A 26,243-nucleotide genomic window follows, 5' to 3' on the forward strand; every position below is an offset into this window, starting at 1 on the left:
TAGCGCTATGCAGCCATGCGCAATGCGCTGTTGGCCGCTTCGGAGTAATTGGCCGCGACGATCAACCGCATAGGCAACGGGCTCACGCTGTTGCCAGCCATGCGCACCTGGGCGGTCTTCGTGAGCGCCTTCCCGCTGGCGGTGCGGTCGATCACGTAGGAGGCCGGGAAGTCCTGGGCGTTGTAGAGCTCGCGCGGCACCAGCATGCGCAGCGTGATGTCCACGATCACCCATGGCTCACCCTTGAGCCACACGGTCACCAGCGCCAGTCGGTCGTGCGTCGTGATGGTGGTCATCGGATCGCGCAGGTCTGCCCACTGGCCGCCGTTGGCGTGGTACCGCATCAGGAACGCCGCGCAGCGCAGCGCCCCTTCCTCATGCTCCTTGCTCAACTGGTACTCGACCAGGGCGTGATGCTCGGCGCCGGCCGTCAGGGTGGGCACTGGCTCATCCATCCCGCGGCCGTTGCAGTTGCGGCGCAGCGTGACCAGGTGGGCAGCGGCAAGCTGCTGCTGACTGCCCGAGGTCGTGACCGTGGACACACCATCCCGCAGGTCGCGCGCGTGCACCGTGTTGTGCCCGCCGTTCGCCTGCACCATGTACGCCGCCGCCAAGCTCTGGCCGCCACCGCTGGCCGTCACCGTGCCCAGCGGCCCGGTGATGTCGTTGGCGCCGTGGCTCCAGCGCTTCCCGCCGCTCTTGCCCTCGCCGTGGCCGGCCTGGACGAGGTAGGCGCCTGCGGCCGCGAACTTCTGCCCGCCGGCGGTGATGGTTCCCAGCGCGGCGCGCGGATCGAGGGCGCGCGGCTGCTGCCCGGGGCGCTCGCCGTAGCCCATCTGCACCAGGTGCGCTGCCATCATCGCCGTCTCGCCGCCCTTGGCGGTCGTGATGGTGCGCAGCGGGTCCGCCACATCGAACGCCGTGTCGCGGGTGTGGGTGACGGGCACCAGGGCCGGCGTCAGCAGCATCTTGTGTCCGCCGGTGAGCACGGGCGGGATCGCCTCGGACACCGGCCGCGGGACGTTGTTCGCCATGTTGTTGACGATGAACGGCTCGGGGCTGTCCAGCACGAACTTGCGCATGCCGTGGGCGATGCGGCGCTTCGTGGCTTCGGCCAGCTCCTTCTTGCGGCCGAAAATGCTGGCGCCCTGGATGCTCCAGTCAATGCAGTCGGCGGCGGGCCGGTGGCGCTGCTGCCCAGCCTTCGGCTTCTTCGCGTGGGTCTGCTTCGGCCAGGTGATCGGCAGGCCGTCGCAGCGGGCCACCATGTAGAGGCGGGTGCGCGTGCTATGCGCGCCCAGGTCCGCATTGCAGATCACGCGCCACTCGACCTTGTAGCCCATGGCGCGCAGGCCATCCACGAACCGGCGCCAGTTGTGGCCCATGCGCTTCTTGCAAGGCACCAGGAACTGGTTGTTCCGCGGTACAACTTCGCCTGGGTCGGCCACGCGATAGGTAACCTTGCCGGTGGCCGGGTCGGTCACTTTGTCCAGCGTGATGACGCGGCCGGTGGCCGGATCGCGCTTCGCCACCAGCGGGGACCACTGCAGCATCTGCTCGACGTTCTCCAGCGTGATGACATCGGGTTTCGTCTTGCCTGCCCAGCGGTGCACCACCCAGGCCAGCGAGCGGATCTCCTGGCTGCGCGGTTGGCCGCCCAGGGCCTGGCTGTGATGCGTGCAGTCCGGCGAGGCGTGCAGCAGGCCGACTTGCATGCCGCGTGTGACCATCAGCGGGTCCACCTCCCACACGTCGGCGCGGTAGTGGCGCGTCTGTGGGTGGTTGATCTCGTGCATGCCGATGGCATCGGCGTCGTGGTTGATCGCCACGTCCACATGCCGGCCAATGGCCTGCTCGATGCCTGTGCTTGCGCCGCCACCGCCGGCAAACAGGTCGATCACCAGCTTGGCTGCCAGTGGAAGGATGAACTGGGGGGTAAGCATTCGGGCTCCAGAAATGAAAAAGCCCCGCGAGTGCGGGGCTGGTTGGTTGGTGTCGGTGGGGCTCAGTCGCGGCCGTGCTCCTGCGCCAGCTTCGCGGCGCGCCGCACCTGCTTGAATAGCGCCGGGATCGCGGAGGCGTTGAAGTGGATGCGGTTGCCCTCCCACTCAATCCACAGTTCGGGGTCTTCTCCTTCGTCGCCTGGCGGGTAGAAGCCGGTGACGAGCGGGCCGCAGAAGCGCTCCCCCGTCTGCAGGCTGGTTTCGATGTGGGCCGTGATGACCTCGACGCGCGGGCTGAACTCGCGCACTTCGGTGGTGTTGATGCTCGCCATCACGCACCTCCTTCCTTGGCCTGGGCAATGGCGTCGGAGATTCGGACACCGGCGTCCCTGACGGCGCTTGCAATAGCGAGCAGGGCGAAGGTGATAGCGATTTCGACCATTACTTTCCTCCTTCCCTGGCCTGGGCGGCAATGGCAACGTAGAAGGCTGGCAGCAGCCTGCGTTGCACCAGGTTGGCAAGGCGCGCGTCGGTGTTGTTGACCAGGGCATCGTCAAGGCCCTCCACGTTTGCCGCGTCGAGGCAGCCGACGATCTCGGTCAGCACACCCCCCTGCGCTACTGGCGCTGGCTGGGGTGCTGCGCAGAGCGGTCGCACATCAGCTTGTAGAGGCTTGGTGTAGTAAAGATCGGTCTGATCGTGTACGCCTTGCCACGCCACAGGCTCCTGCGCTACTGGCGCTGCTTCCTGAGCCTGGGCGGCGAGGGCGGCCTTGGCTGCTTCGATGCGCTCGCGGATGATTTCGACAACGCGGGCTCCGTCCATGGTGTCGAGCTGCAGGCGACCGATGAGGTAAGCCGCATCGGCATGCAGGCTGTCCAGCGGAACACGCACTGTATTGTTCAGCGCATCCCCCTGCGCTACTTGCTCAGGCTGGGTAGTGGGCGCGGCTACAGGCGCATACCCATCCACGCCGTAGGTGCCAACAATCGCAAGCATGTGCCTTCCTTTGGGCAGTTTCCTCAGGGCTTCGTCGGACAAATCCGACCCGAGGTCTAAGTAGCCCCCTGCTCCAATGTCGATGTATGCGACAGCATCGCTCGGCACCGCCACAGCGGCAGGTGCTGCCTGTGCCGCATCACGCTGACGCACCAGCATGGCGATGCGCTCATTCAGGCTCTCAATCTCCAGCCGCGCTGCGTCGTAGCCGGACTGGAGCGTGGCGTTCTCAGCGTGCAGGCGCTCCAGCACATAGGCGGCATCCATGAGTTGCACGCGCGCGAAGAATTGGCACGACGGATCGCTTCCTGTTTCCCTGCAATTGCGCGCCACCAGAAGGGCGGTGTCTGGCTGCAGCGCCTCGGGCACTTGCCCGTGTGGGGTGGTGGTCATGGGCGAATATCCGTGGTGTTTCCGAGCAGCCAGTAGGCGATGCGCTCTCGCAGGGTCATAAAGCGGGACTTGCCGCGAGCGTTGACCATGAGCAGGCCATCTCGCTTGCGGTGGACGCGGATCGAGTGGGCATCAAGCGCATGGCTGGCTTCCAGCAGGGTGTGCTTTGCCTGAGCCTCATGGGCGCTGGCGTTGTAGGAGATGCACCGAGCCACGCCCTGACACTTGGACGCAAGATCGGACGTGTACTGATGGAGGGCGGGGACTTGCCCGTGTGTGGTGGTGTTCGTCATGGGGTGTCCTTGATGATTTCAACGTGGCAGGAGTGATGCAACGTTGTGGGCTTGGCGAACCCTGAGCGCCGCACGACGTATTGCGTTCCGCCCGGCGTGTCGCGCTTGTGGCCCAGCAGCTCGTACCGGTCGCCAGTGCGCTTGAGAATGAAATGCGCGCCGATGGGCAGGTTGCGCACTCGGTCAACCATGCTCCACCCCCTCGGCTGATGTGGGAGGTAGCGGCAGGGGCATCCAGTGCGTTACCGTGGGAGCGCCGCCGTCAGGTAGTTTTTCGCTTTCACCCGGCCAAAGATACGATTCCTTTGGGTAGCACCATCCGGCAGGGTCTGCGGCGTGCCCTGTGTATTGGCCTGTTGACGGCAGCGGGGACTCCGCGAAGCAAATTAAAACTTCTGTGTTCTTTGCGGGCAGCCGCTCCTCCACGCTCACCCACCCTTCCGCTTGTGCTGTAGGTGGGGCGGCGATGCCCATCAGCGGGCCGCTCACCCCGCCTGCGCCGATGGCTTCCAGTTCAGACTCAAGCTCTGCAATGCGCTTGCGCATGGCGCCGATCATGTCGTCCTTGCTGGCGTACTGGCTCATGGTGAACTCGCGCGCTTCTGGTTGTGTGTTGTCTGTCATGGGTAATTCCAGGTAAAACGCCGCCAGCGCTTATTCAGCAAGCGCCAGCAGCTATGTTTTTGATAGTGCTACGCTGCCATTTGCAGCGCAGCGCGCACATGACCCGTGGTCAGCCCATCAGAGGACTGTAAGAGCTGCTCAAGCCGCAATGCGCCCTCGGCCAGCGCCCACTCGGAAAGCTCGGGCATCAGCCGGTCAATCGCGCCAAGCCCTGACTGAATCGCGCCCCGGTGGCGCTCCAGGTCGCCTGGGTGCTCCATCAGGTCGCCAAGGGCACTGGCAGCGCCAAGAAGGATTCGGGCATCAGGGCGGTCGGTTGCGCCCCACTGCCTGCCCACGGCGAACGCGGTGATGTAGATCAGCCGCCCCGTTAGGTTGCACAGCGCAGCGGCATCGGCCCCCATGAAAGCGTGCAGGCCTGCCCCGGTTCGCAGCCTGGCCACGTCTTTGGCAATACGCATCTTGAACACCACGCCCTCGATCAGGCTGCTGGCGCGGCGGCTCTTGTGAACGGTTCGTGGCTTGGTGCGGGCGGCAGCGCGGCGAAGTTCACGCGCAGAAGGCGGGGATGCAAACGGTCCCCTCATGCCCGCCCCCGGTAGCTCAATTCGCGCGGCACGTAGGGCTCACGCTGGGCTGCATTGCAAAACCGCCCGTAATCTGTGGGTAGTTCAATGCGTGTGACGGCGGCCTGGCTGGCGTCCACGGGCGCATCGGCTTTCAGCGTCAACCCCTTTTGCTTGCGGTTGACCATCGACACGCTGGCCGGTTTTGCGGGTGCTGACGACTTGCGTTTCAGCACTACGGTGATGACGCGGTGTACTGTTGACTTGGGCCTTTCCAGCTTTCGGGCGATGGCGCTCATGCCAAGCCCTTGCTCTGCCAGTTCTCTGATTTGCTCGATGACCTCGGGCGGGGTGGCGTGTCCATTTGTCATGGGGTGGGTAATAAAAAAGCCCTCGCGTAGAGGGCTTGGGTTGGGTTGCTGGCCGGTCAGGCTGCCGCTTTCGCCTGCACCCCCTCGATGTGCCGCACCAGCGCGGCCAGCATCAGGGGGAAATCTGCCTCGTGGTACAGGCATGCCCCGCGTTCACGGGCCACGATCTCAAAGCCAAGGCTGCGCAGGCCGTCCGCGCTGATGGTGAGCACACCGCCAAGTCGCTCGTTGATCGTGCCCAGCTTGAGCGTCGGCGTGCCTGTGCGCTCTGCTGGTGCAGCGGTGCGCAGCGGAACCACTGCCGGGCCTGCTGCTGCCGCGCGCTGCGCCGTGCCAATCACCTGCTGGGCATCCAGCCCGGCCACGGCTTCGGCGTGCTTCTCCTGCACCAGCGTCCCCAGGTCTGCCGCCACGGGCGCGGCCAGCATGCCGGTTTGGGCGGCCTGGGCAATCTCGGCCTGGGCGGCGCGCTGCTCGGCTTCCAGCTTCGCCCGTGCTTCGCGGTCTGCGCGTGCTGCTTCTTCCTGGCGGATGCGCTCGCGCTCGGCTTCCAGGCGCTGCTGCTCGGCCGCCTTGCGGGTAGCGATGGTGGCGGCCAGGTCGTCGGGCGCTTTCAGCACCAGGGTGGCAGCATCGGGCACCACCAGGCCACTGGCCTTCAGCGTCTTGACGTTGGCATGGATGCGGGTGGCGATGTTGCTGGCCTCGATCTTGGCTCGGGCCAGCTCGTCGTTCACTGCGCCGCGCAGGCTTTCGACCGTTCGTTTCCCCTTGATTGCCCCGGCGAAGTCGGCGGGCACCTGGGGCATGTACGGTGCGGGCATGGCCGCGTTCAGCTGGGCGATGTGCTCGCGCAGCGCCGCGATGCCACCGGCCACGATTTCGCCCCGAATTTCTTCCTTGCGGGCCTTCACCAGCTTGTCCAGCTCCAGCCGCGTGCGGCGGGCCTCGGCGCTGATGTCGTCAATGGTGCGGAACAGCTCGTCAATGGTGGCCGTTTGACTGAGGGCGTGCTCCTTGGCTGCAGCCAGGCGGCTTTCCACATCGGCGCACCACTTCACTGTGCTCTCAGCCGTCGCAAAGTCCTGGTCGGTGGTCAGGGTGCGGTTGATGCCCTTGAACACCTCCAGCGCGCGGGCCTTGAACTCTGGCAGGTTGCTGGCCGTCACAGCGCCGGTCACCTGGATCAGCAGCGCGGGCAGGTTGTCGGGGGTCTTGCCTACCACGGGCGCGGGCTTGGCCTCGGGAGCAACGTAGGCCGCTACATCCTTGTGGAACTGCTCCCACCCGGCAATGATCTGGGCGCGCAGCTCCAGGTTCGGTGTGTACCAGCAGTGCATTTCTTCGATCAGCTGGTCCTGGTCGTCCCAGTCGCTGGCCATGAAAAGCACCCGCTCACAGCCCGACACGGCGCATTGCTGTTCCATCTGGATCTGGTATTCCATCGGCAGGTCAGCGCCAGTGCAGCCGGGGGTTGACAGGACATCGCGCAACCGGCTGTTCATGCGCTTGTGCTCAAAGGCCACGTCCTCCAACATGGTCAGCCCGTCAAAGCTGGCCGACAAGCGCGATCCTTCCTGCGAACCGGTGCAGGGGTACAAATCCTCACCGATGATTTTTTCGGCCAGCGGGCGGGCCAGGGCCTCAAAGCGGTGGCCACTGTCAAACAGGCGCTGCGTGGCGGCGTCCACATCGGGCACGATGCCCGTGGCGCGCTCGGCAATCAGCTGGTCGCGGGTCTTGTAGCTGCTCACGCCCATCATGGCGGGCGCATCGCTGGCGTTGTCGTGGGCTGCGCGGTAGGCGTGCCACTCGGAAGTCCCTTGGACGAGGTTGTGGGTAATCATGAGAATTCCTTCTAAATTCGCTGCCAGCGCTTTGCCGATAAGCGCGAGCAGCTATTAAATTGATAGTGGTTTAGGCCGATTCCAGCGCGAACTGGCGTTCTTCAAACACGGCCGTGAGTGCTGCGCGCTGCTCTGGGTCGGGCACTTCTCCAATCAGGTCGGCAGCCTCATACAGCGCGTCCAGCGTCGCCGCGGCCTGCAGCTGGTCTCCCACGGTCTTTTCAAGCATCACCTGCGGCTCACCTTTGGGCTGCACATCGGTCACGGCTTCGGCCTGCTGCTGCATGGGTTGCGGTGCTGGCTGCTCGATGGGCGCGCGAATGGCGGCCTCCTGCTCCTGCGTCAGCGTGCCCTTGGTCTTGGCTTTGGCGATCACCGCTTTGGCCGTGGTTTTGCCGGCAGCGATGGCGGCGCGCCAGGATGGCAGCAGCTTGTCAAACTGCTCCTGCGCGTAGGGCGGCAGTTCAGCGGTGCGGACCTCGCCGGTGGTCGGATCGATGTTGCCGGTTGCAGGCGGAACGGCGCGCTTGCCGGCATCAGTCACGGCGCCGTCGCTGTCCACGCTAAAAACGTCGTGCACTTCCTCGGCCGTTGGCAGGCCCATCAGCAACTCAGGGGCGTAGATCCGGCCGAAGAAGGCGGCGCTGCGGTAGCGCATCATCAGGTCCGGCATGCTTTTCCACTTGCTGCCGTTCTTGCCGAACCAACCTTCGTTGACGGCCATTTCCATCGTCACCGGGGCCGACTCCAACCGCTCGCCGGTGGCTTTCTCGATGGCCCAGGCCACGCAGCGCGCGTTCTTGATGCGGACCTTGTGTTTCTTCTCGACCTTCCTGCGGTCTTCCCATTCGAAGGTCGAATAGGTCGCGTCGATTTCATCAAGCCACTGCAGGTCGAAGCGCAGGGGGCTGAACTTGCCGCAGTTGTTGATGGCGGCAATGATGAATTGGCTGGACCAGCTCGGGCGGCCTTCGATGATGTGCAGGTTCTGCATGATCATCAGCGGGTTGGCGTTCATGCGCGTCGCCATGTCCAACGCGATCATGCAGTTGGACAGGGCGGCCGGGTTGGGCTCTACGGTGGCGCGGTCGCCGTAGCCTTTCGTCACCATCGCCTGGTAAGCGGTGGGCACCATCGTGCTGCTGGAAAAGGCTTTGGCGGTGCGCTGCAGGAACTCGAAACTGGCCAGGTCGCCAAAGCCCATAGTGATGGCGACGGCGGTGTTCTCGGTGGTGGTAAGGGCGTGGTTCATGCTCGCTCCAGGTGTGGTGTGTGGTTGGTGTAAAGGGTGCGGATACGGCGCGCCTTGCGCTGCGTTCCGCTGGTTCCGACATGCCAGCCGCCGCAGGCTTCGCAGCGGTAGGCCTGCACGGACTTGTCGCGGTTGCGCAGCCGGCGCGCGGCCTGCAGCGCGTGCTTGCGCTCCAGGGTGGGCTTGAGGCATTCGCCCGGGGCCTGTGTGCGGCGCGTCATGGGTGGTAGATCTGTAGGGCCGCCAGCGCCGTGCACATGGCGATGCAGCCGAACCAGATTGCGATTGCTGCTGCAGTGCGCATGTCAGCCTCCCGAGACGATCCAGGCGTAGCGCGCGGCCGCGAGGCGGCCATGGCACTGGCGGTAGATGCGGTAGAGCTGGAGGAATTCGCGCAGGCGTGTCATTGCCGGCCTCCGGATACATGCGTGGGTTGGTCCAGGGTGCGCAGGCACGTCAGCGTTTTGTCGTCCTCCCACACCGCAGTGCGGTGCGGCCCGCATACCTGCTGGCCCGCCCACTCGCGGCTGGTCATGGCCTCGGCGTCCTGCTGTGCGGCTGTGGCTTCCGCGTCGCTGTGCGCGGCATAAAAAAAGGCCGCGAGGATCACGGCCAGAATGATGAAGGTGTCGGCTTTCAGCATTTGCGCTGGTCCTCTCGTGCTTCGATGAGTGCTTGAATCAGGCCGCCCGCGTTCGCCACGTCGATGCCGCCCCCGTTTTTCAGTTCGATGAACCCCACGCCCTGGTCGTTGAGCCAGCGCAGCAGGTCTGCCAGGGTTGCGTTCTCGTTCTCGCGCCGGATGCGCGCCTGCTGTTGTTCGCTGATGGCGGCGACGTTCATTGCGAGCCTCGCTGGTGCCGCAGTTGCAGATCCAGCGCATGGGCTTCGCGCTGGCGTTCGCGGGCCTCGGCCTCGGCGTACACCCGAGCGCGCTCGGGTGCGTCTGCGTTGCTATCGGGCTGCCGTGCGAGCGCTGGGAAGTGGCTGCACAGCACCCCGGCGATGACGGGGTTGATGTCTTTCATGGAAGCCTCCAGGCATAAAAAAGCCCGCTAGGCGGGCTGTGGGGTTAGGTGGTTGCTGCTGGCTGCTTCGCCTTGTCGTAGGCCTTGATGCCCCACGCGATGGCGTAGCAGTTCCACAGGAAATCGAACTTGAAGACGCGGCAGTCCCACTCCCAGCAGTCCTCCAGGTTGAAACCCGGCACTTCATCACAATGGAAGTCGCGGGCCGCGTCGTAGGCGCGAATCGAACCGTCATCGGCAAGTGCGAGCACCTCATCTTTCAGCGCGGCCCAGAGCGCATCCCGCTGCTCTTCAAACTGGCTGCGGTCGGCATCGGTGGTCCATTCGTCGTCGTCGGGTTGATTGCTCTGTTTCCAACTGTCGAATGCCTCTTGCACATGCTGGCGGAAGCTGTCAGCGCAGAACTCCTGGGCGTCGCGTGGTGCCGGTGCACGCAGCTTCTCGTCCCAGTAGCTGGGGTTGATCGCCAACTTGTCTGCGCGGCCCGTTCTGTCGTAGTGCTCCTGATCTGTGCGGAAGAACACAAACATGTCGTGCAGGCGGCGGAACACGAACGTGCCCATGTCGCCGTCAATGCACAGAGTCCCGGGCCAAGTGATGATGTCGAACCAGTAGGCGCTTGACTCTGGGTTCTTGAACCGAAGATGGCGATTCACCCCTTCATCGCGCAGCACTTCCATCTGGTGCCGTGCCGCGTCTTTGAGGAATCGCTCCTCGGTGCACGATTGATTGCGGGCCATAGGTGCTCCAAAGAAAAAGCCCGCTCACTGGTGGGCCGTAGGTGAAGAAAAACCGCCTGCCTTTCGGGCGTGGAGGGGGAAGGGGAGGAGAGAGGGGAGTTGCGCGCCCCGGCGGCGGTGGAAATCAGTGGAAAGCGTGAGCCCGGATCGCATCCGGCCATGACGTTCCGCGCTCAACGTCATTGGCAACGCGCTCGCGCCCCAGCGCAGTCATGGTCGGGTGGGTGTGCAGGCAGCAGTCGGCCGCATCCTGGTAGCTATCCGCGCCGCCCATGCAAACCGGGCACTGCTTCGGCTGGATCACGGATTTGCCTGTGCAGCACGCCTCGGCATCTTTGAGTGCGCCATACGAGACGCGGCAGACTTGGCATTCGTACTCTGTGTAAATCTCCGTCGGGCAGCAGTTTTCAGCCTTGTAGTGGCTGTCATGCGCGGAGTCACAGATCCCGCAGATATAGACCTTCTTGGGAGGCTCTGCATTTCTCTCTCCAGAGCCTGTTTCCATGTTCGGCCCCATGCAGTTCAAGGCAACGATCCGCGTGAAGAAGTCATGGGTTTGCATCGCTGCTCCTGAAAGAGAAAAGCCCGGCCGAAGCCAGGCGGTGATGAATGGTGGGCTACTGACGATGAGATTTCGCACCCATCCCGAGGTTGGAAAAGGTCGCGTTCGCCCGTATTGGTTGATGGTGCCTGCCGCACTACATGGCCACGCCCGCTGGCATATCGTTGCCGTATCGGTCAGGAGCACTAGGCTCGCTTGAGCAGGAACTCCGTCAGGCTTTCGCCTTCACCATCAAGGGAGCACCCCTACTCAGCCCGCCTTTTCGCCGCTGCAGACGGTTTCCGGCATCGTTTTGGTGCGTGCTCGCTTGATGGCCCCGGCACTGCCGGGGGGTGGGGGTTACTGGGTGGCCCTGGAAAGGTCGGAGCGGCCATTCCTGCGTTGCGCCAGGAACTCTTGCTGCTCTGCGTGGAATTCCTTAGCCTCGTTTTCGCTGCATGGCGATATGCACACCTTGACGGCGACGGGCTCCAGCTTCGCGTTGATGTCAGGGGCCTCATTGCGGATTTCCTTGATCTTCCGTTCAGCGTGGTGGCGAAACGTGTGCAGTTCACTATCGAAAGTGATGGAGCCGCCCTTCAGGCCGACGACCCACCAGATTGATTCTTTGCCGTCAATGCATAGCATCACGAGTCCTTTGCCCCGTGCAGGGCGGTTGGGTTACTGGGTGGCCTTGGCTATTGCGGCGCGGTGTCTCCGGCTGCGTAGGTTGGCCCGTCGCCGTCGAACTCCACGACCAGTGTGTGTGTTGCCATGTCTCTCTCCTGTGTGTGGCAATAGGTCAGCTGAAGCACAGCCGCGAGCGAAGCTCGGACACGCGCACCGCCATCGAGTTCGCCATGGCTGCGTAGGTTTCGAGCATTTCCACGAGCGGTGCCATTGGCGCACTGATCCGCGCCCCCTCAGAAGCTGCGTCAATTCCTGGCGCAGGCTCCAGCGCTGGTGCCAAGTCGCTCTCAAGCGCCTGCAGCTCGTGGTGTAGGCGGCCCAGGCTCTCTGAGAGGCGTGAGGATTCCGCCTCGTAGGAGCGCTCGCGGATCGGGGAGGCGGCTTCCGTGCTGGCCTGACGCGGGTTTATGTAGTGCATTGTCGTTCTCCTGTTGAAAACCACAGCCCTGCACGCAAGGCTCTGGTTTCGGCCCTCTTGCGAAGGCCGGTCGGCATCTGGTAGCCGTGTCGCTGCATCAACATGCAGCACCGTGTATTCGCTCCGTGGTGTCATCCTCCTGCCGTGGCATCTATCAAGAGGGCGGTGTTTCATTTGTTGGCTCGGGCCGGGCTGGCGCCCGCGCTGTCATTGCCTCCCGCCTACGCTACACAATTGATAGCAGCAGTCCCTTCCCTGCCCCGTGTACCGCGCTTTGGCGGACTGGAGACCGCCCGGAGTGGCGGCGCACCTCGGCGGCCCGTGCCCGCTGGTGCTCTTGTGCCCGACGAAGCGCCTCAGGTGGCGCAGCAACATGGGCATGCACGTTGTGAATGAGCCGCCAGGTGCCGCCGATCCGACCCCACCGCGCTGCACTGGTCACTGACCCCATCCCGCCTTTTGCTTCCTGTCTGGCTGGGCCCTGCGTGTCGCTCAGGGTTGGGTGGTGTGCGTTGGTTGCGCGTTGGAGATATTGTTAGCCCAAGCTAATTTTAAGTCAATAGCCTAGGCTAACAAATTTGGCTACACTCCCCCCATGCCCGCCATCACGCAGACAAAAGAAAACCCGCTCATGGCGGGTTGTGGCGCTGTCGAAGAGAACGGCGAGGCGTCAGTCGTCCCGCATTCGCTTGGAAGAGTGCTCGGCCATCACATCCACGATGGCCGCAATCTCTTCAAGCCGGACCTTGATTCGGCTTGGGGTCAGGCGATCTTCGGAAGCAAGCTGGCACAGCAGATTGGCGTGGATAACCCAATGCTCCAGTGGCTGTACCTGTCCTGTGTGCTGCGCCCTCAGCCGCCAACCCTCAAGAGCCATTTGAAGCGCTTGGTCACGCAGGTGGCGGCGGCTGTCGGAGCGCTCTTTCAGCCACACTGCGGCGATCGCAGGGACGGCGCCTGCGATTACGCCGCCAAGGGCAAACAAGCCGTTGATGATGGTGGGGTCAAGGTTCATGGGCATTACGCGCGGCCAGATGCGGACTATGTGATTGTGCGACGCGATCCGGCCAATGAGACGGATGTCATTTGGTAGCGCCACCACCTGCGGGCGAAAAAAAGCCGCCTCATGGGCGGCTGGCTTGAAGTTTCTCTTGACTCAATGGCAGTGGTACCCACCAGTGCGGTGGTCGTTGTGGCAGCCCATGCTGTTGGTTCCGCCGGAGTGGGCAAAGGCACTCAGGCTGGCTACGGTGACGATGATGGCGATGATGGCTTTCATGGTGTCCCTCTCTGGAGTGGCGGCAAGAAGCCAGGCCGCCTGTCTGGAGAACACATGTTGCAACAATTTTGTTTCGCCTGCCTTACGGGTTTGTGCGCAGGCGGCTCAGAACGGTGCGCGGGACACAGTGACCTCGACCGGCCCGATGCCTGAATACACGCACCGGGCGGTGGGCAGCTCAACGACGGCAAACCAGTCCCGGCCGATCTGGTCAATGCGGTAGGCGTCGGCCGGGAGCGGAAGAATGCGCTCCTCAGTCCACCCGAGCCAGCGCGGCATGCGCAGGAGGGTAGGGTGGTCTGGTGGATCGTTGCGCAACATCAGCCGACTTCGCAAGCCCACTCTTGAACGTACCAGGCGCGGTCAACGTACTCCATCCCCATGAACTTGATGACGCCAGCGCAGAGGTAGGTCACCTTTGGGTCGTAGAGGACGTGCTTGGCGTCGCCAAGAACGCGCAGGACTGCAATCGTTCTCTGGCCGTCTGGGAGCGGCTCATGCTTGAGCAACAGTGAGCCATGCATGCGGCGGGCCATGCCAATGGGCACGCGCAACTGGCCTGCTTCGCGGATGACGGTGACTTTGGCGTCCATGACTGTATTTTTGTAAGGGGTATCTATTTAGCTCCAGTGACGTGAGAATAGCTGGATGGAAACCCAGATGCTAACGCCAACTCCTGGAGGGGACTACCCCCGCACCTGGAACGAATTTCTTGACTGGTTTGCCACCGAAGAGGCTTGCCAGGCGTTCCTGGAGAAGCTTCGGTGGCCCCAAGGCTTCGTCTGCCCGCGTTGCGGCAACGCTGGCGATGTGTACCGCGCCAGCCGCACCCGCCTGATGTGCCGCTCATGCCAGTACCAAGGCACAGTGACATCTGGAACCATCTTTGACAAGACGCGCACACCGCTGCGTGTCTGGCTGGCTGCAGCTTGGTACCTGACCAATCAGAAACAAGGCGTGAGCGCCCTGGGGCTGCAGCGCGTATTGGGTTTGGGGAGCTACCAGACCGCCTGGACCATGCTGCACCGGTTTCGACGTGCCATGGTCCGCCCGGGCCGGGACAAGCTCAAGGGGCTTGTGGAGGTGGATGAAACGTACCTGTCCATCACGGATCGCAAGAATCCCGCCACCCCTGCAGGGCGCAAGAGCAGCACCACCAAAGTGTTGATGGTCATGGCGGTGGAGATCGTGGAGCCCAAGGGGTTTGGGCGCATCCGGTTACGCCGCATTGACCGAGACGCCGCCACCCACGTAATCCCCTTTGTGCAGGAGGTGGTCGAGCCTGGAGCCCAGGTACGCACGGATGGTTCGGCGGCATACCGCGCTCTGGGAGAACTGGGTTACACCCACCAGCGCACCGTCATGCTCGGCTCAGGCGTACCTGCCCATGTCTCCATGGCGGGAGTGCACCGGGTCGCCTCACTGGTACAGCGCTGGGTGCTGGGAACACATCATGGCTCTGTACAGCCAGACCACCTGGACGCCTATCTCGATGAATTCGTGTTCCGTTTCAACCGGCGCACATCCAGCTCACGCGGGATGCTGTTTTACCGCTTGCTGCAGCAAGCGGTGGTTACGCCGCCAGTGACGTATGGGGATGTCGTGAGCAAGAACACCGGGGAGAGCCAATCGGATACCATTGCTGGATGAAATCACAGTATCAATGGGGCTGCTGGAGCTAAATAGATACCCCTTATTTTTGTACAGTTATTTTGGCATGGATGCCAGAGCCTGGACGAAAAAAAGCCCGCGCGGGGCGGGCTTTTTGTGTAGCACGGTGAATGCCTCAGGCCGCCTTGCGTAACTCCATTTCTGCGGATTTGTCTGCTTCCGGCGCTTCAATACGTGCGCTAGAGGCCTTCTCGCGAAGCATACTTTTCAGTTCGCAGTCCACCCAGCGTGTCAGCACTTGGCGGATCAGTGGCTGATAGCCAAGACCGTTCAGTTTTGCCAACGCCTTGAGGTTTTCCAGCAGATCCTTTTGCAGACGGATGGAGATTGGTTGCAGGTCTAGCGCGTCATCCAATGCCGCCGACAACTGGGCCGGAGCGACGGCGACATGGGACTCATTGACGCCCACGCTGTCATAGTCGATCTGGCTTTCTTCATTCATTTGATTCTCCTAGGTCAGTAAACTTGAGTACTTGGCATAAACTCGTTCCACATCAGGCGCAGCAGGGTAAGCGCTTTTGATGTCTACGATTTGTGACTGGGGGTCCAAAATGAAGACAACTTTCAGCCTCCTTCCATAGTCGGTCTCAGAGACAAACCACTGGGTTGGCACGGGAGTTTGGTGTTCCGGCCTGCTATCGGTAAGGAATGTTCGATCCCTGTTGGCGAAGCACTGAAGGATTTCTTGCTCGGTAACACTGTGGTCAGGCCTTGCGAGCTTCTGGCGCATCGCTGGTGAGATGAACATTCGCATTTATGCATTGTATATACAGAGTGCTACGCTGTGCGTAAGTTCCGCCCCACACAATGCAAGGGTAATTAAGAGGGGCGAGCAAGCTTCCGCCACTCCCACGGCGCGACCGCCTCTCGATCCGCCCACAGCCCTACGCGCTTGGCCCTGGCCTCCTGTTCCGCGAACTCATACTGCCCTCGCGCCTCAGGCGTCTGATCCCGCGAGTAGGCCCGATACCACCAGGCCATGCCCTGGGCGACCATGGCCAGCCCGGCATCCAGCGTTTGTGGGCCATCGGGCACTGAAGTCGGCGCGACCCACACCGTGCACACCTTGCGCAGGTAACGGTCGGTCTTGGGGCAGTCCAGCTTGGCCTGCTTCTGGAACGTCAGCTCTGCCAGCGCTTGCCGAGCGCGCGTCCCGTAGGGCTGCTTTCTCTCCGGTGCGTCAATGCCGGCCAGGCGCACCTTGACCTGTTCGTACTGGCCAGGCTCGCCGCATCGGGCGGTTAGGGTGTCACCGTCGCTGATGCCGACGACGAGGCAGAGGATGAGAGATGGCAGTCCCACGTTGTTGGGCAGCTATTTAACGCGGAACCTGACGCAGCTTTCGTACCACCCACCAAAGTACAACGCCGTAAATAACAGCGACCGGAGCCATAAACATGTCGCCTTGGAAAACCTGAGGCATCACATTCAACAGCCCAATAACCATCAGCACGGCCAGGAAGGTAAACACAACTTTCCCAGCCGCATGCGTGATTCTGTCCGTCTCATAATTGCGCGCAAGACGTTGTTCTTTCGCTATTTCATCGACCCGCGCTTGAATTGCGGCTTGCTCACGCTGCTGGCTCAGCTTCTGTTCCTGCACCTCTGCCGCTCGGCGAACGCTCTCCTGCAACTCCGCCTCATCTATTAGAGATTGCACCCTGAGTTTGATGTATGCGGCGCGCGCAATTTCCGGTGATCCATGGGCTTGAACTAGAGCTTTTGCCCATAACCCTTCACGCCGGACGCCAGAGGATATTTCCGAAGCGACCTGCTCATAAAGCGCTTCTTCGGTAAGTCGTTTGGCTGCGTCTTTCATCCCTCGCTCCTAAAACTGCTCGCTGCGCCACACCGTCAGCACCTTTCCCAGCACCTCGAAGTGCGGGTTCTTGGGTGACAGGTCGTAAGGCGGGAAGTCCGGGTTCTTGGAAATCACGCGCAAGCGCACGCCAGGTCCATCGAATTCGGGCACGCGCTGTATCAGCTTGATGAACCCCTCATCGCCCACCCGGAAAAAGTAGACCCCCTCGTGGTCCACCACCTTCACTCCGGTGTCCACCAGCAGCGGATCGCCCGGGTTGAACATGGGCTTCATCGATGGGCCGAAGCCAGTAACGATGGCGAGGTTCTTGACCCCCGTGTGCACGGGCACATTCAGGCGTAGCCACTCGTGGGTGACTCGCCAGCTGCGGATGTGGCCAGGCGGGTTGTCGGTGAGGTTGAAGCCATGGCCCATGGAGCCGCCGGTTTCGTCGTACTGGGTAATGACCAGATCGGGCTCGCCGCCTTCAGGAGATGGCGCAGCGTGAGGGGCAGGGGCCGATGTTGTGTCCGTACCTGGGCCGATATCGCTGGGTTGCTTTGGCGGCTTTCCCTCAGCCAGCCACGCCGCAGCAACCTTCAACTTGTAGTGCGCGATCAACTTTTCGGCGTTCTCTCTGCTGATCGTGGCGACCTTCTCAGGATTGCCAAACCAGTTTGACACGCTTGCAGGCTTAACCCCGCAGACCTCTGCGATTTCCGCTTTAAGTCCTCGGTGACGCGGCTCTGGAAAAACCTCGGCAAGTCGGTTCTGCAAGGTAGTCATTAGCCCAGCCTAACAATTAAATAGTTAGCCTGGGCTTGTGTATACGGTTAGCTCAGGCTAAGATTTGGGCGCTATGAATGCCCAAGCCACTCAAATCATTGACGCGCTCGGCGGTACTGCTGCCGTGTCGCGCATGTTCGGCCTTTCCATGCCCAGCGTGAGCAACTGGAAGAAGTCGGGAATTCCGCGGCCTCGAATGATGTATTTGGAGGCCGCGCACGCGGACAAGCTCCAGGGCATCGACACCGTTGCCGCGACGCTCCCATCGGTAGCGGAGCCCGCCAAAACAGCGGAGGCGAGCCATGGCTGATCACCTCCCAAACTTATCTGCCATTGAGGCAGACGCCGCGCACAAGATCCTGGACATCCTCAGCGCATTGGACGATGGGCAGGTCCAGCGCGTGCTCTCCCACGTCCAAGCGAATTTCGATGCTCATGCCAATGAAGCGCCCGCTTTCGCCCGGGGCATCGCTGGTCCTCTCGGAAAGCTCAATTGCGAGATCAAGGCTCGCATTGATGAGCACACCCACACGCTGTTCCTGCAGCAGTGCGCCATGCGGGGCACCGACGCCTCGAGCGCGGTGCGCGACTGTGTTTACGCGCTGGTGCACGGCAAGACCTATCAGCAGATGGTGGTGGAGAAGATCAACCATGACGCCAAGCGTATCGACGTGCTTGGGAAGCTCATAGGCCCGTTTTGTGCCACTGAATTCGGCGGCCACCATGGTTGACCAAATTCGCCCCATCACGCCCGCCGCGGTGCACGCACAGGCACCGAGCGCCGAAGAGCAGGAGGTGTCTTGATGCCGCCCATTCCTTTCATCACGCGCACCCGCATGGCGCGCAAACTTGGCCAGGAGGCAGCGGTACGCGCCGAGGACCGGGCCAACGAAGATGCGCCGGGCTTTTCGGAGCGCGCGCTTGAGCACATCCGCCAGACCATGGTTGCCGCACCCGCGGATGCGCGGCTGCGTGGCGAGGACATCGTGAACTCGGCCAAGATCGCCGGCATTCGCCCGCCCGACGATAGAGCTTTTGGTGCCATCTTCGCGAAGGCCATTCGCGACGGGCTGATTGAGCCAGTGGGGTATGCGCCGCGCACCAAGGGCCACGGCACGGCCGGTGGGCGCGTGTATGCGCGGGGGGTGGGCATCACATGACGCCGGCACCGCTCACGTCCGCGGACTGCGATCTGCAGGACTTTCCTTTCATGCCGCTCGATGTCGCGCGGCTGCGCGATTCAGAGCTCGCGTCGAATGAGACGCCAGAGGCGTGCTGGGCGGCAGTACTGCTGTGGTCTGCGTCCTGGCACCAAGTGCCGGCGGCCTCCATTCCGGACGACGATATGTGGATCGCCAAGCAGGCGGGCTACCAACTGCGCGGGAAGATCGACAAGGCCTGGGCGCAAGTGCGCGCCGGGGCGCTGCGCGGATGGGTGAAGTGCAGCGACGGCCGCCTGTATCACCCCGTTGTTGCCGAGAAGGCGCGCGATGCGTGGCAGGCGAAGCTGGAGCAGCGCTGGCGCACCGAATGCGCCCGCATCAAGAAGCACAACGACCGGCATGAAGGCGCCAACGTCCAGCGCCCCTCATTCGATGAATGGATGGAGGCTGGATGTCCCACGGGACAGCCTCTGTTTGTCCCCAGGGACATACCCACCAACACAAAGGGACAGGCAGGCAGTGTCCCTAGCGAAACACCTTCCAAGAGACAGGGAGAGGGACAGGGACAGGGACAGGGACAGGGACAGGGAGACTCTAGTTCCGTAGCTAACGCTACGGGCGGCGAGCCGCCTGCACCGCCTGCACCGCCTGCACCGCCGGCCAGCGTCCCGGCAGCACCAAAGCCCCCCGCTGACCCGGAGAAGGCCCGCCTGTGGCGCGTCGTCAAAAGCACCCTCGTGGAGCAGAAGACGTGCAAGGACGCAAAGGCCGCCGGGGTGCTGGCCGGCGCCATGGCCGCGAAGTACGGCAGCGATGTTTTCCAGGATGCCGTGCGTGCCATGGAGCGCGCCAACCCCGTGGATGCCCACACCTACCTGATCGGCCTGTGCGAGACAGCTGCAGGCAAGCGCCAACCCCTCAACAAGCAGGAGGCGCTGGAGCAGCGCAACCGCAATGTGGCCGACGAGTGGGCCGCACAAGGAGCCAGCCATGCAGCCGTCTGACCGCGCGCCATTCGCGCAGCTCATCACCGAAGTGCTGGCGTACTACCGCCAGGATGCCAGCCGCTTCGTGCTGGATTTGTGGTGGAACGCCTGTCAGCCGTTCGACCTGGAGCAGGTGCGCGTCGCTGTCCAGCGCCATTGCACCGACCCGGAGCGTGGGCAATTCGCCCCGAAGGTGGCCGACCTCGCTCGCATTCTGCAGGGCACCAGCACTGACCGTGCTGCGCTGGCCTGGGGAAAGGTGCACGAGGCCATGAGCAGCGTGGGCGGCTATGTGGATGTGGTCTTTGATGACCCGGCTATCCATGCCGTGGTGGAAGACCTTGGCGGCTGGCCGAAGGTGTGCCGCACCGAAACGGCCGAGCTGTCCTATCTGCAGCACCGCTTTTGCGAGGCGCACCGCGCGTACACCGGGCGCGGCCAGTTCGACTACCCGCGCCGCCTGATGGGCGACCGCAGCCCTGACCACGAGTACGCAAGCCGCGGCATTCCGCTGCCCCGGCCGCGTCTTGTTGGCGATGCCGAGCGCGCCATGCTGGTGCTGCAGAACGGCAACGTGGCCGGCAAGACCTCGATTACCACCCTCACTAGCCAAGCCATGCGGCTGCTGGCGGGCTCTGGAGTGAAGGAGCAGCACGCATGACCCGCGCCCAAGCCAACCGCCTGCTGGATCTCGTGCGCGCTGGGGGATATGCGCCTGAATCAAAGGTGCTGTTCGCCTTGTGGATCACAGGCGACCTGTCGATGAGCCCCACCCAATGAGCAAGAAGAAAAGCCTAGCCGTCATCAAGCGCCGCGTGCTGAAGGCTGTGGCCGATGGCCCGCAGACCATCACTACCCTGGCCGGCGGTTCCTTGTCCCATAGCGTGCGCAAGCCCATCCGCCAGGCGGTGGATGCGCTGCTGGCCGAAAAGAAGCTCAAGCCCGTAAGTCTGCGTCAAATGCGCGCATTCACTGCGGCCGATTGGGAGCCGTCTGGCGAGTTCCTGCAGGTCTATTTCGCCTCGCTGTGCACGCGCGATGGAAAGCATCTGCTGTGGGATGGTGAAGTTGACCGCTACAGGCGCTGCCTGCTGCACATCAACGGCAAGCGCTACGACATGCGCCGCACGCTCTACGAAATCAAGTTCGGCGTGCAACTGGTGCCGTCTCAGACGCTGCGCTCGCGCTGCAGGAACGAGAACTGCATGGCCCCCGCATGCCAGATGCTGGTTGAGCGCAAGGGCCAGACCGGGAAAAAGCACAACGTCATGACCAAGCAGCGCCTGGCGGATGCCCAGCGCGCGAGATCCAAGTACAGCGTGGAACTGATCGAGTCCGTCAAGACGAGCGACAAGAGCTATGCACAAATCGCCATGGAAACCGGCATGCCCGTGAGCACTGTTGGTGCGATCAAGTCCGGTCGTTTGTGGAAGGACTACAGCAACCCGTTCGCGGCTCTGTGGAGGGAAGCGGCATGAACTGCAAGCCTGGGGATTTGGCGGTAGTGGTGAAAAGCGCCGCCGGGAACGAGGGAAAGATCGTCAGGTGCATCCGGCTGCTAGGGCGGGGTGTAACCGTTGGCCCATTAGGGGACACGTTTGCCGATTGGATTTGGGAAATTGACAGCCAATTGCCTGACTGGAGCGGTGGGATGGGCCGGGATATTCACGACTCCGCACTTCGCCCCATCCGTGAAAACGACGGAGAGGACGAGAGCCCGCAATGGGCGCCAGTTCCGCAAGAGGTGATGGCATGACGGCTACCAGCGAGCAGCACCGCCACCGCTGCGAGGTGCGTTTTCTCATCCGCGCCGCCCGCGAGCGCGGCCGCGAGTGGGTGCGCCAGTGCCTGGATGACCGCCGCGTGGCAGGACGCCAGGCCCAGCTGCCGCCGGTGGCATGGGTAGCCAAGAGCTTCGATATGCCGCTGAGCAGCGCGCACTGGCACACCCAAGCGCTGCAGCGCCACGGGCTTCTGGAGCGGAACGTGGTCGGCAAGATGCGCTTTGCGCGCGGCGGGAAGGCGGTGGCCGCATGACGCTGCACCTGACGCTGCCCTGGCCGCCCAAGGGACTGAGCCCCAACGCCCGCTCGCACTGGGCGCAACTGGCCAAGGCCAAGAAGGCCTACCGTGCCGCCTGCGCCTGGACCGCCAAGGAGCAGGGCGCCCGCCGCATCGAGGCCGCCAAGCTGCACCTGTCGCTGGTGTTCTACCCGCCCAGCCGCCGGGCCTACGACCTGGACAACACCCTGGCGCGCATGAAGTCGGGCCTCGATGGCCTGGCCGATGTGCTGGGGGTGGACGACAAGCACTGGAGCCTGAGTATCGACCGATCGGAGCAGGTCGGCGGGTACGTCAAGGTGCGTGTGGAGGTGATTGAGTGCGCTGCGTGATGTGCAACCGCCCTTTGTTCACTGCCCTGGTGTTCATCGCCGGTATGCCGGTGGGGCCCGTGTGTGCACGGCGCGCCGGGCTGGTGGAGTTGGCGCGCAAGAAGTCCGGCGCGCTGCGCCTAGGGCGTGGCCATGTACCGGCCGCACGCCGGGAGGATTCGCAGACCCTGGATCTGTTCGCGGAGGTGTCCAATGCCTGAGATCGTTTTGGTGCGCCAGGAGGACATAACCGTGACCGAGGCCGACAAGGACGCCGCGCGCAGGGTGTTGTTCGGCACCGTGGACGGACTGGGCGAGCCCAACCGCCGCAAGTGGCGCCGCTTCATGGCCATGCTGTTCCGCATGGAGCCTGGCGAGATGGCCACGATCAAGACCCACAAGGCCCGCTCGGGGCCCTTCCATCGCCGGCACATGGCTCTGGAGCAGCGCGTGTTCGACGCGCAAGAGCGGTTCGAGGACTTCGAGCGCGGATTCCGCGACTGGCTCAAGGTCGGCGCCGGGCATTGCGACTGGCACCCCGGGCCGAAGGGCGGCGTGTTCCCCGTGCCGAAATCCATCAGCTACAGCGAGATGGAGGAGGGCGAGATGCGCGAGTTCCACGACGCCGCGGTGGCCTTCCTGCGCACGGAGCATGCCGGCCGCACGCTTTGGAAGCACCTGGGCCCGGCTCAGCGGACGGAGATGATCGAGTCCGTGCTGTCGGAGTTCGGCGAATGAAGCGCAGCACCCCGATGAAGCGCACCGGTTTCTCCCGCAGCAACCCGCCCCAGCGCCAGAACGAGCTGGCCAGCCTGATGCGCGAGCAGCGCCTGGCCGAGCGCGCCGCCCGCACGATGGCCGAGGTCCGGCCGCGCGCAGCGGTGGTGGTCAATTCCGCCCAGGCCGCGCCTGTGGCCAAGGCCGCGCCCGTGCGCAGCGAGCGTTACCGCCGGCTGGTGGCCAGCCTGCCATGCGCAATCTGCGGGGTGCCAGGCTATTCCCAAGCCGCGCACGCCAACACCGGCAAGGGCATGGGCATGAAGGCCTGCGACCTGACGTGCTTCCCCGCCTGCGGCCCACGCCCAGGCATTCAGGGCTGCCACGCTGCGCTCGACCAGGGCGCGTTGTTCACCAAGGCCGCGCGCCGCGAGCTGGAGCCCGTGTGGGCCGCCGACACCCAGCGCCGCATCCACGCCATGGGCCTATGGCCCAAAGGAGTTCCGTATCCGCATGAAAACCAAGGGAGCAATCGTGACCACTGAAGTCCCAACGAAAGCCATCACCAGCACTCAGCGCATCTACGACGCCGTGTGCGAGCTGCACGCATTGGAGCAGGTTGTCACTCGGGAAACCGTAGCTGAGTTGACGGGCCTGAAGTTGACCGTGGTGGATGACCGCCTCGGCGCCCTGGTGGATGACGAGAAGATCAAGCGCGTGCTTCGCGGTGTCTATGTGCCCGTGGAGCAGCACCCGCCGGCGCGCGCCATCAGCAAATCGGTTCTTCCCGATGGGATGGTGATGATCGAAATCGGGGACGAAGTGCTCCACCTCACGCCACGGGAAGATCGGGCGCTGGCCCTCGTGCAGTCAGGAGCTGCCACCCAGGCCGTGGCCATCGAGTCTTCCCGTCAGACCTCAATCCTGGTCGCTGAGATGGCTGCCGAGTTGCAGCGCATCAAGCGGGAGAACACCGCACTCAAGGCCCACAAGGAAGACGCCCGGCAGCTTGGCCTGGGCGTTTGAACGCGCTCATGCGGAGAGCGCTACCCCTTCCGCTGCTGTCGGCGCTTCTACTCGTGGATCCCGTCGCGGCATCAGCAGAGAGATGGCACACTCGCCCAAAAAATAGGGAGAGTGCTTGTGAGAAAACTCATTGCTCGTCTGGATCGGCTCGCCGACCATATGATCGATACAGACGCAATAATGCCCGAAGGCGGGAGAGCCAGGCCACCACACCTCAAGGAGATTTTTGACAATCTCCGTTATTACCCTGTGCTGGGTTTTCTGTGGATCGGCGTTCGTGTTCTTTATGCAGACGGAACCACAATCTCATACATAGCGTCCGCGCTACTTGGGGTTGTTGTCCTCGTGCTTTTGTTTCTTGTCGCCTTGCAGACTTGGGCAATCGCACTGGTTGCCCTCATCGGATTCATCGGAGCACTTTTGCCCCCACGCTGGGCTGTACGCCTCAGAAGGCGCATAAAGGCAAAGGGCTTCTTGGCATGGACAGCAGCCCTCATCTTGTTGTCGCCGCTCCTGTTTGCCGCCTGGACAGTTGCGGCAGCTCTTTTCTCCGCATTGGCACGGGCGAATCTCATTTGAGCGGATGACGAGTATCGGCTTTCATTCTGCGGCCAGTATCCAAGAGCCTTCCCCCGTATAGGGTTCGACGCCAAAGCCATAGGCCGGAACACTCCCGGCCATGGCAACTCCCCCCAAGGGCAAGAAGCCCGCGCCCCGCAAGACGCCCATACCCAAGCCTGCCGCCTCTGAGAAGGCTGCAGGTGCTTCCGTTCCTGCGCCGGCTAAAGCTGCGGCAGATTGGGAGCGCATTGAGCTGGATTACCGGGCCGGCATCAAGACGCTGCGCCAGATTGCCGACGAGAACGGCATCACCCACGGCGCCATCAACAAGCGCGCCAAGCGTGACGGATGGGAGCGTGACCTTTCCGAGAAGATCCACGTCAAGGCCGATGTGCTGGTATCCAAGGCTGCGGTATCCAGCCAGGTATCCAAAGAAGCCAGGATTGCGGAAAAGCAGGTGGTGGACGCCAACGCGCAGGCGGTGGCCGATGTCCGGCTCGCGCACCGCCGAGACATTCACCGTGCTCGCAAGCTGACGAATTCCCTTCTGGACGAACTGGAGAAGCAGACCGACCCCGACACGCTTGTGATGCTGGCCGAGCTGGGCGACCTGCTGCGCGCCCCCGACGAAAACGGCATGGACAAGCTGAACGACCTATACCAGAAGGTCATCAGCCTGCCCGAGCGCTCCAAGACCATGAAGACGCTGGCCGAGAGCCTGCAGAAGCTGGTGGACATGGAGCGCGTGGCATTTGGAATGGATGCCAAAGACGCAGACAAGCCACAGCCAGGAACCCCTGGCCATGTGCCTGCGGCGGTCGCGATCTACCATGTTTCGCCACCGCCGCGCCCCGTTGACGACGAGGACTGAGCGGTGTTGCTGCAACCTCAAGACCTAGACGCTCTCCCTCGCCTGGCTCTACCGCAGGCGCTGGAGGCCATTTGGCAACCCCGCCGCTACAAGGTAATGCATGGCGGCCGCGGCGGCGGAAAGTCATGGTCAGTGGCCGGTGTGCTGCTGGTCATGGCCGCCCAGCGTCCCATGCGCATCCTGTGCGCGCGCGAGATCCAGAAGTCCATCAAGCAATCGGTGCACCAGCTGCTGCAGGACCAAATTGCACGGCTGGGCCTGAGCGCCTTTTTTGAGGTGCTTGAAACCGAGATCCGGGGCATCAATGGCAGCCTGTTCCTGTTCTCGGGTCTGCAGAGCCACACGGTGGACACCATCAAGTCTTTCGAGGGCTGCGACATCGTCTGGGTGGAAGAAGCCCACGGCGTCAGCAAGAAGTCCTGGGATGTGTTGATCCCGACCATTCGCAAAGAGGGGTCGGAAATTTGGCTGACGCTCAACCCTGACATGGAGACGGATGAGACCTACCAGCGCTTCATCGCCTCGCCATCTCCTGACACCTGGGTGTGCGAGATCAACTGGCGCGACAACCCATGGTTTCCGCGCGTGCTGGACGAGGAGCGCAAGAAGGCCAAACGCTCAATGCTGGCCGACGATTACGCCCATATCTGGGAAGGCAAGGCCCGGCGCGTGGCCGCTGGCGCCATCTATCGTCACGAGATGGAGGCGCTGTACCTGGATGGCCGCGCCCGCGATGTGCCCTATGACCCGACGCTGCCTGTGCACACGATATGGGATCTGGGCTGGAACGATTCGATGACGATCTCCATGGTGCAGCGCGGCCCGCACGACGTGCGCATCATCGACTACATCGAGGACAACCATCGCACGCTGGACTGGTATGTCGCACAGATGGAGAAGCGACCATACCGATGGGGCACGGACTTCCTACCGCACGACGGCAGGACCAAGAATTTCCAGACAGGCAAGAGCACGGAGCAGTTGCTGCGGGAGATGGGACGCAAGTCCGTGAGGGTTCAGCAGCGCGCCACGGATGTGGAGGAGGGCATTAAGAGTGCCCGCATGCTCTTCCCCCGCACCTACATCGACCAGACGAAGTGCGCCCGGCTGCTGGAGTGCTTGCGGCGTTACCAGCGGCGCATCCACTCCGTCACAAACGAGCCCATGGAGCCACTGCATGACGAGTACAGCCATGGCGCGGACAACTACCGGTACATCGCGCTGTGGGTGCCCGAGATGGCTGGCAGCACTGCAGTCCAGGACTACCAAGAACCCGAGGCGCCCGACTGGCGCATGTGACAGAGG

At 63.2% G+C, this 26,243-nt stretch carries 43 protein-coding genes; 18 read left to right on the forward strand and 25 right to left on the reverse strand.

The features are described from left to right. Window positions 1-5: 5 nt before the first annotated feature. The 18 genes from PCQ86_RS07795 to PCQ86_RS07880 all read right to left on the reverse strand — a co-directional run bounded on the left by PCQ86_RS07795 (window position 6) and on the right by PCQ86_RS07880 (window position 11,705). The gene (locus tag PCQ86_RS07795; RefSeq protein WP_270175159.1) at window positions 6-1,943 is read right to left on the reverse strand and encodes a DNA cytosine methyltransferase; all 1,938 of its coding nucleotides are present in this window, start codon (window positions 1,941-1,943) and stop codon (window positions 6-8) included. 62 nt (window positions 1,944-2,005) lie between these two features. Then, window positions 2,006-2,275, reverse strand: a complete 270-nt coding sequence (locus PCQ86_RS07800; protein WP_270175160.1) for a hypothetical protein — start codon at window positions 2,273-2,275, stop codon at window positions 2,006-2,008. Between the two features lie 109 nt (window positions 2,276-2,384). Beyond that, entirely contained in the window at window positions 2,385-3,335 is a 951-nt protein-coding gene (locus tag PCQ86_RS07805) for a hypothetical protein (RefSeq protein WP_270175161.1), read from the reverse strand. Then, window positions 3,332-3,628 (reverse strand): hypothetical protein, encoded by a 297-nt coding sequence (locus PCQ86_RS07810; protein WP_270175162.1) that lies wholly within the window; start codon window positions 3,626-3,628, stop codon window positions 3,332-3,334. Before PCQ86_RS07810 ends, PCQ86_RS07805 begins: the two co-directional genes overlap by 4 nt. Further along, entirely contained in the window at window positions 3,625-3,807 is a 183-nt protein-coding gene (locus tag PCQ86_RS07815) for a hypothetical protein (protein WP_270175163.1), read from the reverse strand. The genes PCQ86_RS07810 and PCQ86_RS07815 overlap by 4 nt, the downstream gene beginning before the upstream one ends. A gap of 4 nt (window positions 3,808-3,811) precedes the next feature. Next, window positions 3,812-4,252, reverse strand: coding sequence for a DUF551 domain-containing protein (locus PCQ86_RS07820; RefSeq protein WP_270175164.1), 441 nt, complete (start codon window positions 4,250-4,252; stop codon window positions 3,812-3,814). A gap of 68 nt (window positions 4,253-4,320) precedes the next feature. Continuing rightward, on the reverse strand, window positions 4,321-4,725 hold the full coding sequence (locus PCQ86_RS07825; protein WP_270175165.1) for a hypothetical protein: 405 nt from the start codon (window positions 4,723-4,725) through the stop codon (window positions 4,321-4,323). Between the two features lie 110 nt (window positions 4,726-4,835). Continuing rightward, on the reverse strand, window positions 4,836-5,189 hold the full coding sequence (locus PCQ86_RS07830) for a helix-turn-helix domain-containing protein (RefSeq protein WP_270175166.1): 354 nt from the start codon (window positions 5,187-5,189) through the stop codon (window positions 4,836-4,838). 56 nt (window positions 5,190-5,245) lie between these two features. Beyond that, a complete protein-coding gene (locus tag PCQ86_RS07835; RefSeq protein WP_270175167.1) occupies window positions 5,246-7,036 on the reverse strand; it encodes a YqaJ viral recombinase family protein in 1,791 nt (596 codons plus the stop codon). Between the two features lie 70 nt (window positions 7,037-7,106). Further along, window positions 7,107-8,288: a hypothetical protein gene (locus PCQ86_RS07840; protein WP_270175168.1), complete on the reverse strand. Its 1,182-nt coding sequence runs from the start codon at window positions 8,286-8,288 to the stop codon at window positions 7,107-7,109. Beyond that, window positions 8,285-8,509 carry a hypothetical protein gene (locus PCQ86_RS07845; protein ID WP_270175169.1) on the reverse strand — a complete coding sequence of 75 codons (225 nt, stop codon included), beginning with the start codon at window positions 8,507-8,509 and terminating at the stop codon, window positions 8,285-8,287. Before PCQ86_RS07845 ends, PCQ86_RS07840 begins: the two co-directional genes overlap by 4 nt. Window positions 8,510-8,691: 182 nt before the next feature. Then, window positions 8,692-8,931: a hypothetical protein gene (locus PCQ86_RS07850; RefSeq protein ID WP_270175170.1), complete on the reverse strand. Its 240-nt coding sequence runs from the start codon at window positions 8,929-8,931 to the stop codon at window positions 8,692-8,694. Next, entirely contained in the window at window positions 8,925-9,131 is a 207-nt protein-coding gene (locus tag PCQ86_RS07855) for a hypothetical protein (protein ID WP_270175171.1), read from the reverse strand. Before PCQ86_RS07855 ends, PCQ86_RS07850 begins: the two co-directional genes overlap by 7 nt. Further along, on the reverse strand, window positions 9,128-9,316 hold the full coding sequence (locus tag PCQ86_RS07860; protein ID WP_270175172.1) for a hypothetical protein: 189 nt from the start codon (window positions 9,314-9,316) through the stop codon (window positions 9,128-9,130). The genes PCQ86_RS07855 and PCQ86_RS07860 overlap by 4 nt, the downstream gene beginning before the upstream one ends. A 44-nt stretch (window positions 9,317-9,360) precedes the next feature. Beyond that, window positions 9,361-10,056 carry a hypothetical protein gene (locus PCQ86_RS07865; RefSeq protein WP_270175173.1) on the reverse strand — a complete coding sequence of 232 codons (696 nt, stop codon included), beginning with the start codon at window positions 10,054-10,056 and terminating at the stop codon, window positions 9,361-9,363. A gap of 124 nt (window positions 10,057-10,180) precedes the next feature. Then, window positions 10,181-10,618, reverse strand: coding sequence for a hypothetical protein (locus PCQ86_RS07870; protein ID WP_270175174.1), 438 nt, complete (start codon window positions 10,616-10,618; stop codon window positions 10,181-10,183). A 339-nt stretch (window positions 10,619-10,957) separates the two neighbouring features. After that, window positions 10,958-11,245, reverse strand: coding sequence for a hypothetical protein (locus PCQ86_RS07875; RefSeq protein ID WP_270175175.1), 288 nt, complete (start codon window positions 11,243-11,245; stop codon window positions 10,958-10,960). Between the two features lie 154 nt (window positions 11,246-11,399). Beyond that, on the reverse strand, window positions 11,400-11,705 hold the full coding sequence (locus tag PCQ86_RS07880; RefSeq protein WP_270175176.1) for a hypothetical protein: 306 nt from the start codon (window positions 11,703-11,705) through the stop codon (window positions 11,400-11,402). Between the two features lie 595 nt (window positions 11,706-12,300). Here PCQ86_RS07880 and PCQ86_RS07885 point away from each other — a divergent pair. Further along, a complete protein-coding gene (locus PCQ86_RS07885) occupies window positions 12,301-12,798 on the forward strand; it encodes a hypothetical protein (RefSeq protein ID WP_270175177.1) in 498 nt (165 codons plus the stop codon). 63 nt (window positions 12,799-12,861) lie between these two features. Here the strand turns inward: PCQ86_RS07885 and PCQ86_RS07890 are convergent, their stop codons facing one another. From PCQ86_RS07890 to PCQ86_RS07900, 3 genes are all read right to left on the reverse strand, one after another. Continuing rightward, entirely contained in the window at window positions 12,862-12,984 is a 123-nt protein-coding gene (locus PCQ86_RS07890) for a YHYH domain-containing protein (RefSeq protein WP_270175178.1), read from the reverse strand. A gap of 105 nt (window positions 12,985-13,089) precedes the next feature. After that, window positions 13,090-13,305 (reverse strand): hypothetical protein, encoded by a 216-nt coding sequence (locus PCQ86_RS07895; protein ID WP_270175179.1) that lies wholly within the window; start codon window positions 13,303-13,305, stop codon window positions 13,090-13,092. Beyond that, complete coding sequence (locus PCQ86_RS07900) at window positions 13,305-13,577, reverse strand: hypothetical protein (protein ID WP_270175180.1); 273 nt, start codon at window positions 13,575-13,577, stop codon at window positions 13,305-13,307. The genes PCQ86_RS07895 and PCQ86_RS07900 overlap by 1 nt, the downstream gene beginning before the upstream one ends. Window positions 13,578-13,632: 55 nt before the next feature. On the opposite strand from PCQ86_RS07900, the gene PCQ86_RS07905 reads away from it, so the two are divergent. Beyond that, window positions 13,633-14,634 carry an IS1595-like element ISCsp2 family transposase gene (locus PCQ86_RS07905; RefSeq protein WP_011805635.1) on the forward strand — a complete coding sequence of 334 codons (1,002 nt, stop codon included), beginning with the start codon at window positions 13,633-13,635 and terminating at the stop codon, window positions 14,632-14,634. Window positions 14,635-14,770: 136 nt separating this feature from the next. On the opposite strand, the gene PCQ86_RS07910 is transcribed toward PCQ86_RS07905, so the two are convergent. The 4 genes from PCQ86_RS07910 to PCQ86_RS07925 form a co-directional block, all read right to left on the reverse strand. Then, window positions 14,771-15,097 (reverse strand): hypothetical protein, encoded by a 327-nt coding sequence (locus PCQ86_RS07910; RefSeq protein WP_270175181.1) that lies wholly within the window; start codon window positions 15,095-15,097, stop codon window positions 14,771-14,773. A 377-nt stretch (window positions 15,098-15,474) separates the two neighbouring features. Beyond that, window positions 15,475-15,957, reverse strand: coding sequence for a thermonuclease family protein (locus tag PCQ86_RS07915; protein WP_270175182.1), 483 nt, complete (start codon window positions 15,955-15,957; stop codon window positions 15,475-15,477). Between the two features lie 16 nt (window positions 15,958-15,973). Beyond that, on the reverse strand, window positions 15,974-16,474 hold the full coding sequence (locus tag PCQ86_RS07920) for a hypothetical protein (protein WP_270175183.1): 501 nt from the start codon (window positions 16,472-16,474) through the stop codon (window positions 15,974-15,976). 9 nt (window positions 16,475-16,483) lie between these two features. After that, a complete protein-coding gene (locus PCQ86_RS07925) occupies window positions 16,484-17,242 on the reverse strand; it encodes a S24 family peptidase (RefSeq protein ID WP_270175184.1) in 759 nt (252 codons plus the stop codon). A 73-nt stretch (window positions 17,243-17,315) separates the two neighbouring features. On the opposite strand from PCQ86_RS07925, the gene PCQ86_RS07930 reads away from it, so the two are divergent. From PCQ86_RS07930 to PCQ86_RS08005, 16 genes are all read left to right on the forward strand, one after another. After that, the gene (locus PCQ86_RS07930) at window positions 17,316-17,552 is read left to right on the forward strand and encodes a hypothetical protein (RefSeq protein ID WP_270175185.1); all 237 of its coding nucleotides are present in this window, start codon (window positions 17,316-17,318) and stop codon (window positions 17,550-17,552) included. Further along, on the forward strand, window positions 17,545-17,973 hold the full coding sequence (locus tag PCQ86_RS07935; RefSeq protein ID WP_270175186.1) for a hypothetical protein: 429 nt from the start codon (window positions 17,545-17,547) through the stop codon (window positions 17,971-17,973). Before PCQ86_RS07930 ends, PCQ86_RS07935 begins: the two co-directional genes overlap by 8 nt. 72 nt (window positions 17,974-18,045) lie before the next feature. Continuing rightward, window positions 18,046-18,402 (forward strand): hypothetical protein, encoded by a 357-nt coding sequence (locus PCQ86_RS07940; RefSeq protein WP_270175187.1) that lies wholly within the window; start codon window positions 18,046-18,048, stop codon window positions 18,400-18,402. Further along, window positions 18,399-19,409 carry a DUF1376 domain-containing protein gene (locus tag PCQ86_RS07945; RefSeq protein ID WP_270175188.1) on the forward strand — a complete coding sequence of 337 codons (1,011 nt, stop codon included), beginning with the start codon at window positions 18,399-18,401 and terminating at the stop codon, window positions 19,407-19,409. The genes PCQ86_RS07940 and PCQ86_RS07945 overlap by 4 nt, the downstream gene beginning before the upstream one ends. After that, window positions 19,396-20,052 (forward strand): DUF6475 domain-containing protein, encoded by a 657-nt coding sequence (locus PCQ86_RS07950; protein WP_270175189.1) that lies wholly within the window; start codon window positions 19,396-19,398, stop codon window positions 20,050-20,052. The genes PCQ86_RS07945 and PCQ86_RS07950 overlap by 14 nt, the downstream gene beginning before the upstream one ends. Then, complete coding sequence (locus PCQ86_RS07955; RefSeq protein ID WP_270175190.1) at window positions 20,049-20,171, forward strand: hypothetical protein; 123 nt, start codon at window positions 20,049-20,051, stop codon at window positions 20,169-20,171. The genes PCQ86_RS07950 and PCQ86_RS07955 overlap by 4 nt, the downstream gene beginning before the upstream one ends. After that, window positions 20,168-20,869 (forward strand): hypothetical protein, encoded by a 702-nt coding sequence (locus PCQ86_RS07960; protein ID WP_270175191.1) that lies wholly within the window; start codon window positions 20,168-20,170, stop codon window positions 20,867-20,869. Before PCQ86_RS07955 ends, PCQ86_RS07960 begins: the two co-directional genes overlap by 4 nt. Before the next feature lie 274 nt (window positions 20,870-21,143). Next, complete coding sequence (locus PCQ86_RS07965; protein ID WP_270175192.1) at window positions 21,144-21,428, forward strand: helix-turn-helix domain-containing protein; 285 nt, start codon at window positions 21,144-21,146, stop codon at window positions 21,426-21,428. Next, complete coding sequence (locus PCQ86_RS07970) at window positions 21,425-21,784, forward strand: endonuclease (RefSeq protein WP_270175193.1); 360 nt, start codon at window positions 21,425-21,427, stop codon at window positions 21,782-21,784. The genes PCQ86_RS07965 and PCQ86_RS07970 overlap by 4 nt, the downstream gene beginning before the upstream one ends. Continuing rightward, entirely contained in the window at window positions 21,784-21,984 is a 201-nt protein-coding gene (locus tag PCQ86_RS07975; protein ID WP_270175194.1) for a hypothetical protein, read from the forward strand. The genes PCQ86_RS07970 and PCQ86_RS07975 overlap by 1 nt, the downstream gene beginning before the upstream one ends. Further along, window positions 21,977-22,501, forward strand: coding sequence for a DUF1367 family protein (locus PCQ86_RS07980; protein WP_270175195.1), 525 nt, complete (start codon window positions 21,977-21,979; stop codon window positions 22,499-22,501). The genes PCQ86_RS07975 and PCQ86_RS07980 overlap by 8 nt, the downstream gene beginning before the upstream one ends. Then, window positions 22,498-23,025: a hypothetical protein gene (locus tag PCQ86_RS07985; protein ID WP_270175196.1), complete on the forward strand. Its 528-nt coding sequence runs from the start codon at window positions 22,498-22,500 to the stop codon at window positions 23,023-23,025. Before PCQ86_RS07980 ends, PCQ86_RS07985 begins: the two co-directional genes overlap by 4 nt. Then, entirely contained in the window at window positions 23,015-23,506 is a 492-nt protein-coding gene (locus PCQ86_RS07990; protein ID WP_270175197.1) for a hypothetical protein, read from the forward strand. The genes PCQ86_RS07985 and PCQ86_RS07990 overlap by 11 nt, the downstream gene beginning before the upstream one ends. Before the next feature lie 117 nt (window positions 23,507-23,623). Further along, window positions 23,624-24,085, forward strand: a complete 462-nt coding sequence (locus PCQ86_RS07995) for a hypothetical protein (RefSeq protein WP_270175198.1) — start codon at window positions 23,624-23,626, stop codon at window positions 24,083-24,085. A gap of 100 nt (window positions 24,086-24,185) precedes the next feature. Further along, window positions 24,186-24,938 carry a hypothetical protein gene (locus PCQ86_RS08000; protein WP_270175199.1) on the forward strand — a complete coding sequence of 251 codons (753 nt, stop codon included), beginning with the start codon at window positions 24,186-24,188 and terminating at the stop codon, window positions 24,936-24,938. A gap of 3 nt (window positions 24,939-24,941) precedes the next feature. Further along, the gene (locus PCQ86_RS08005; protein ID WP_270175200.1) at window positions 24,942-26,237 is read left to right on the forward strand and encodes a PBSX family phage terminase large subunit; all 1,296 of its coding nucleotides are present in this window, start codon (window positions 24,942-24,944) and stop codon (window positions 26,235-26,237) included. Window positions 26,238-26,243 lie beyond the last annotated feature (6 nt).

Source organism: Diaphorobacter sp. ED-3, assembly GCF_027625375.1.
Lineage (GTDB): Bacteria > Pseudomonadota > Gammaproteobacteria > Burkholderiales > Burkholderiaceae_C > Diaphorobacter > Diaphorobacter nitroreducens.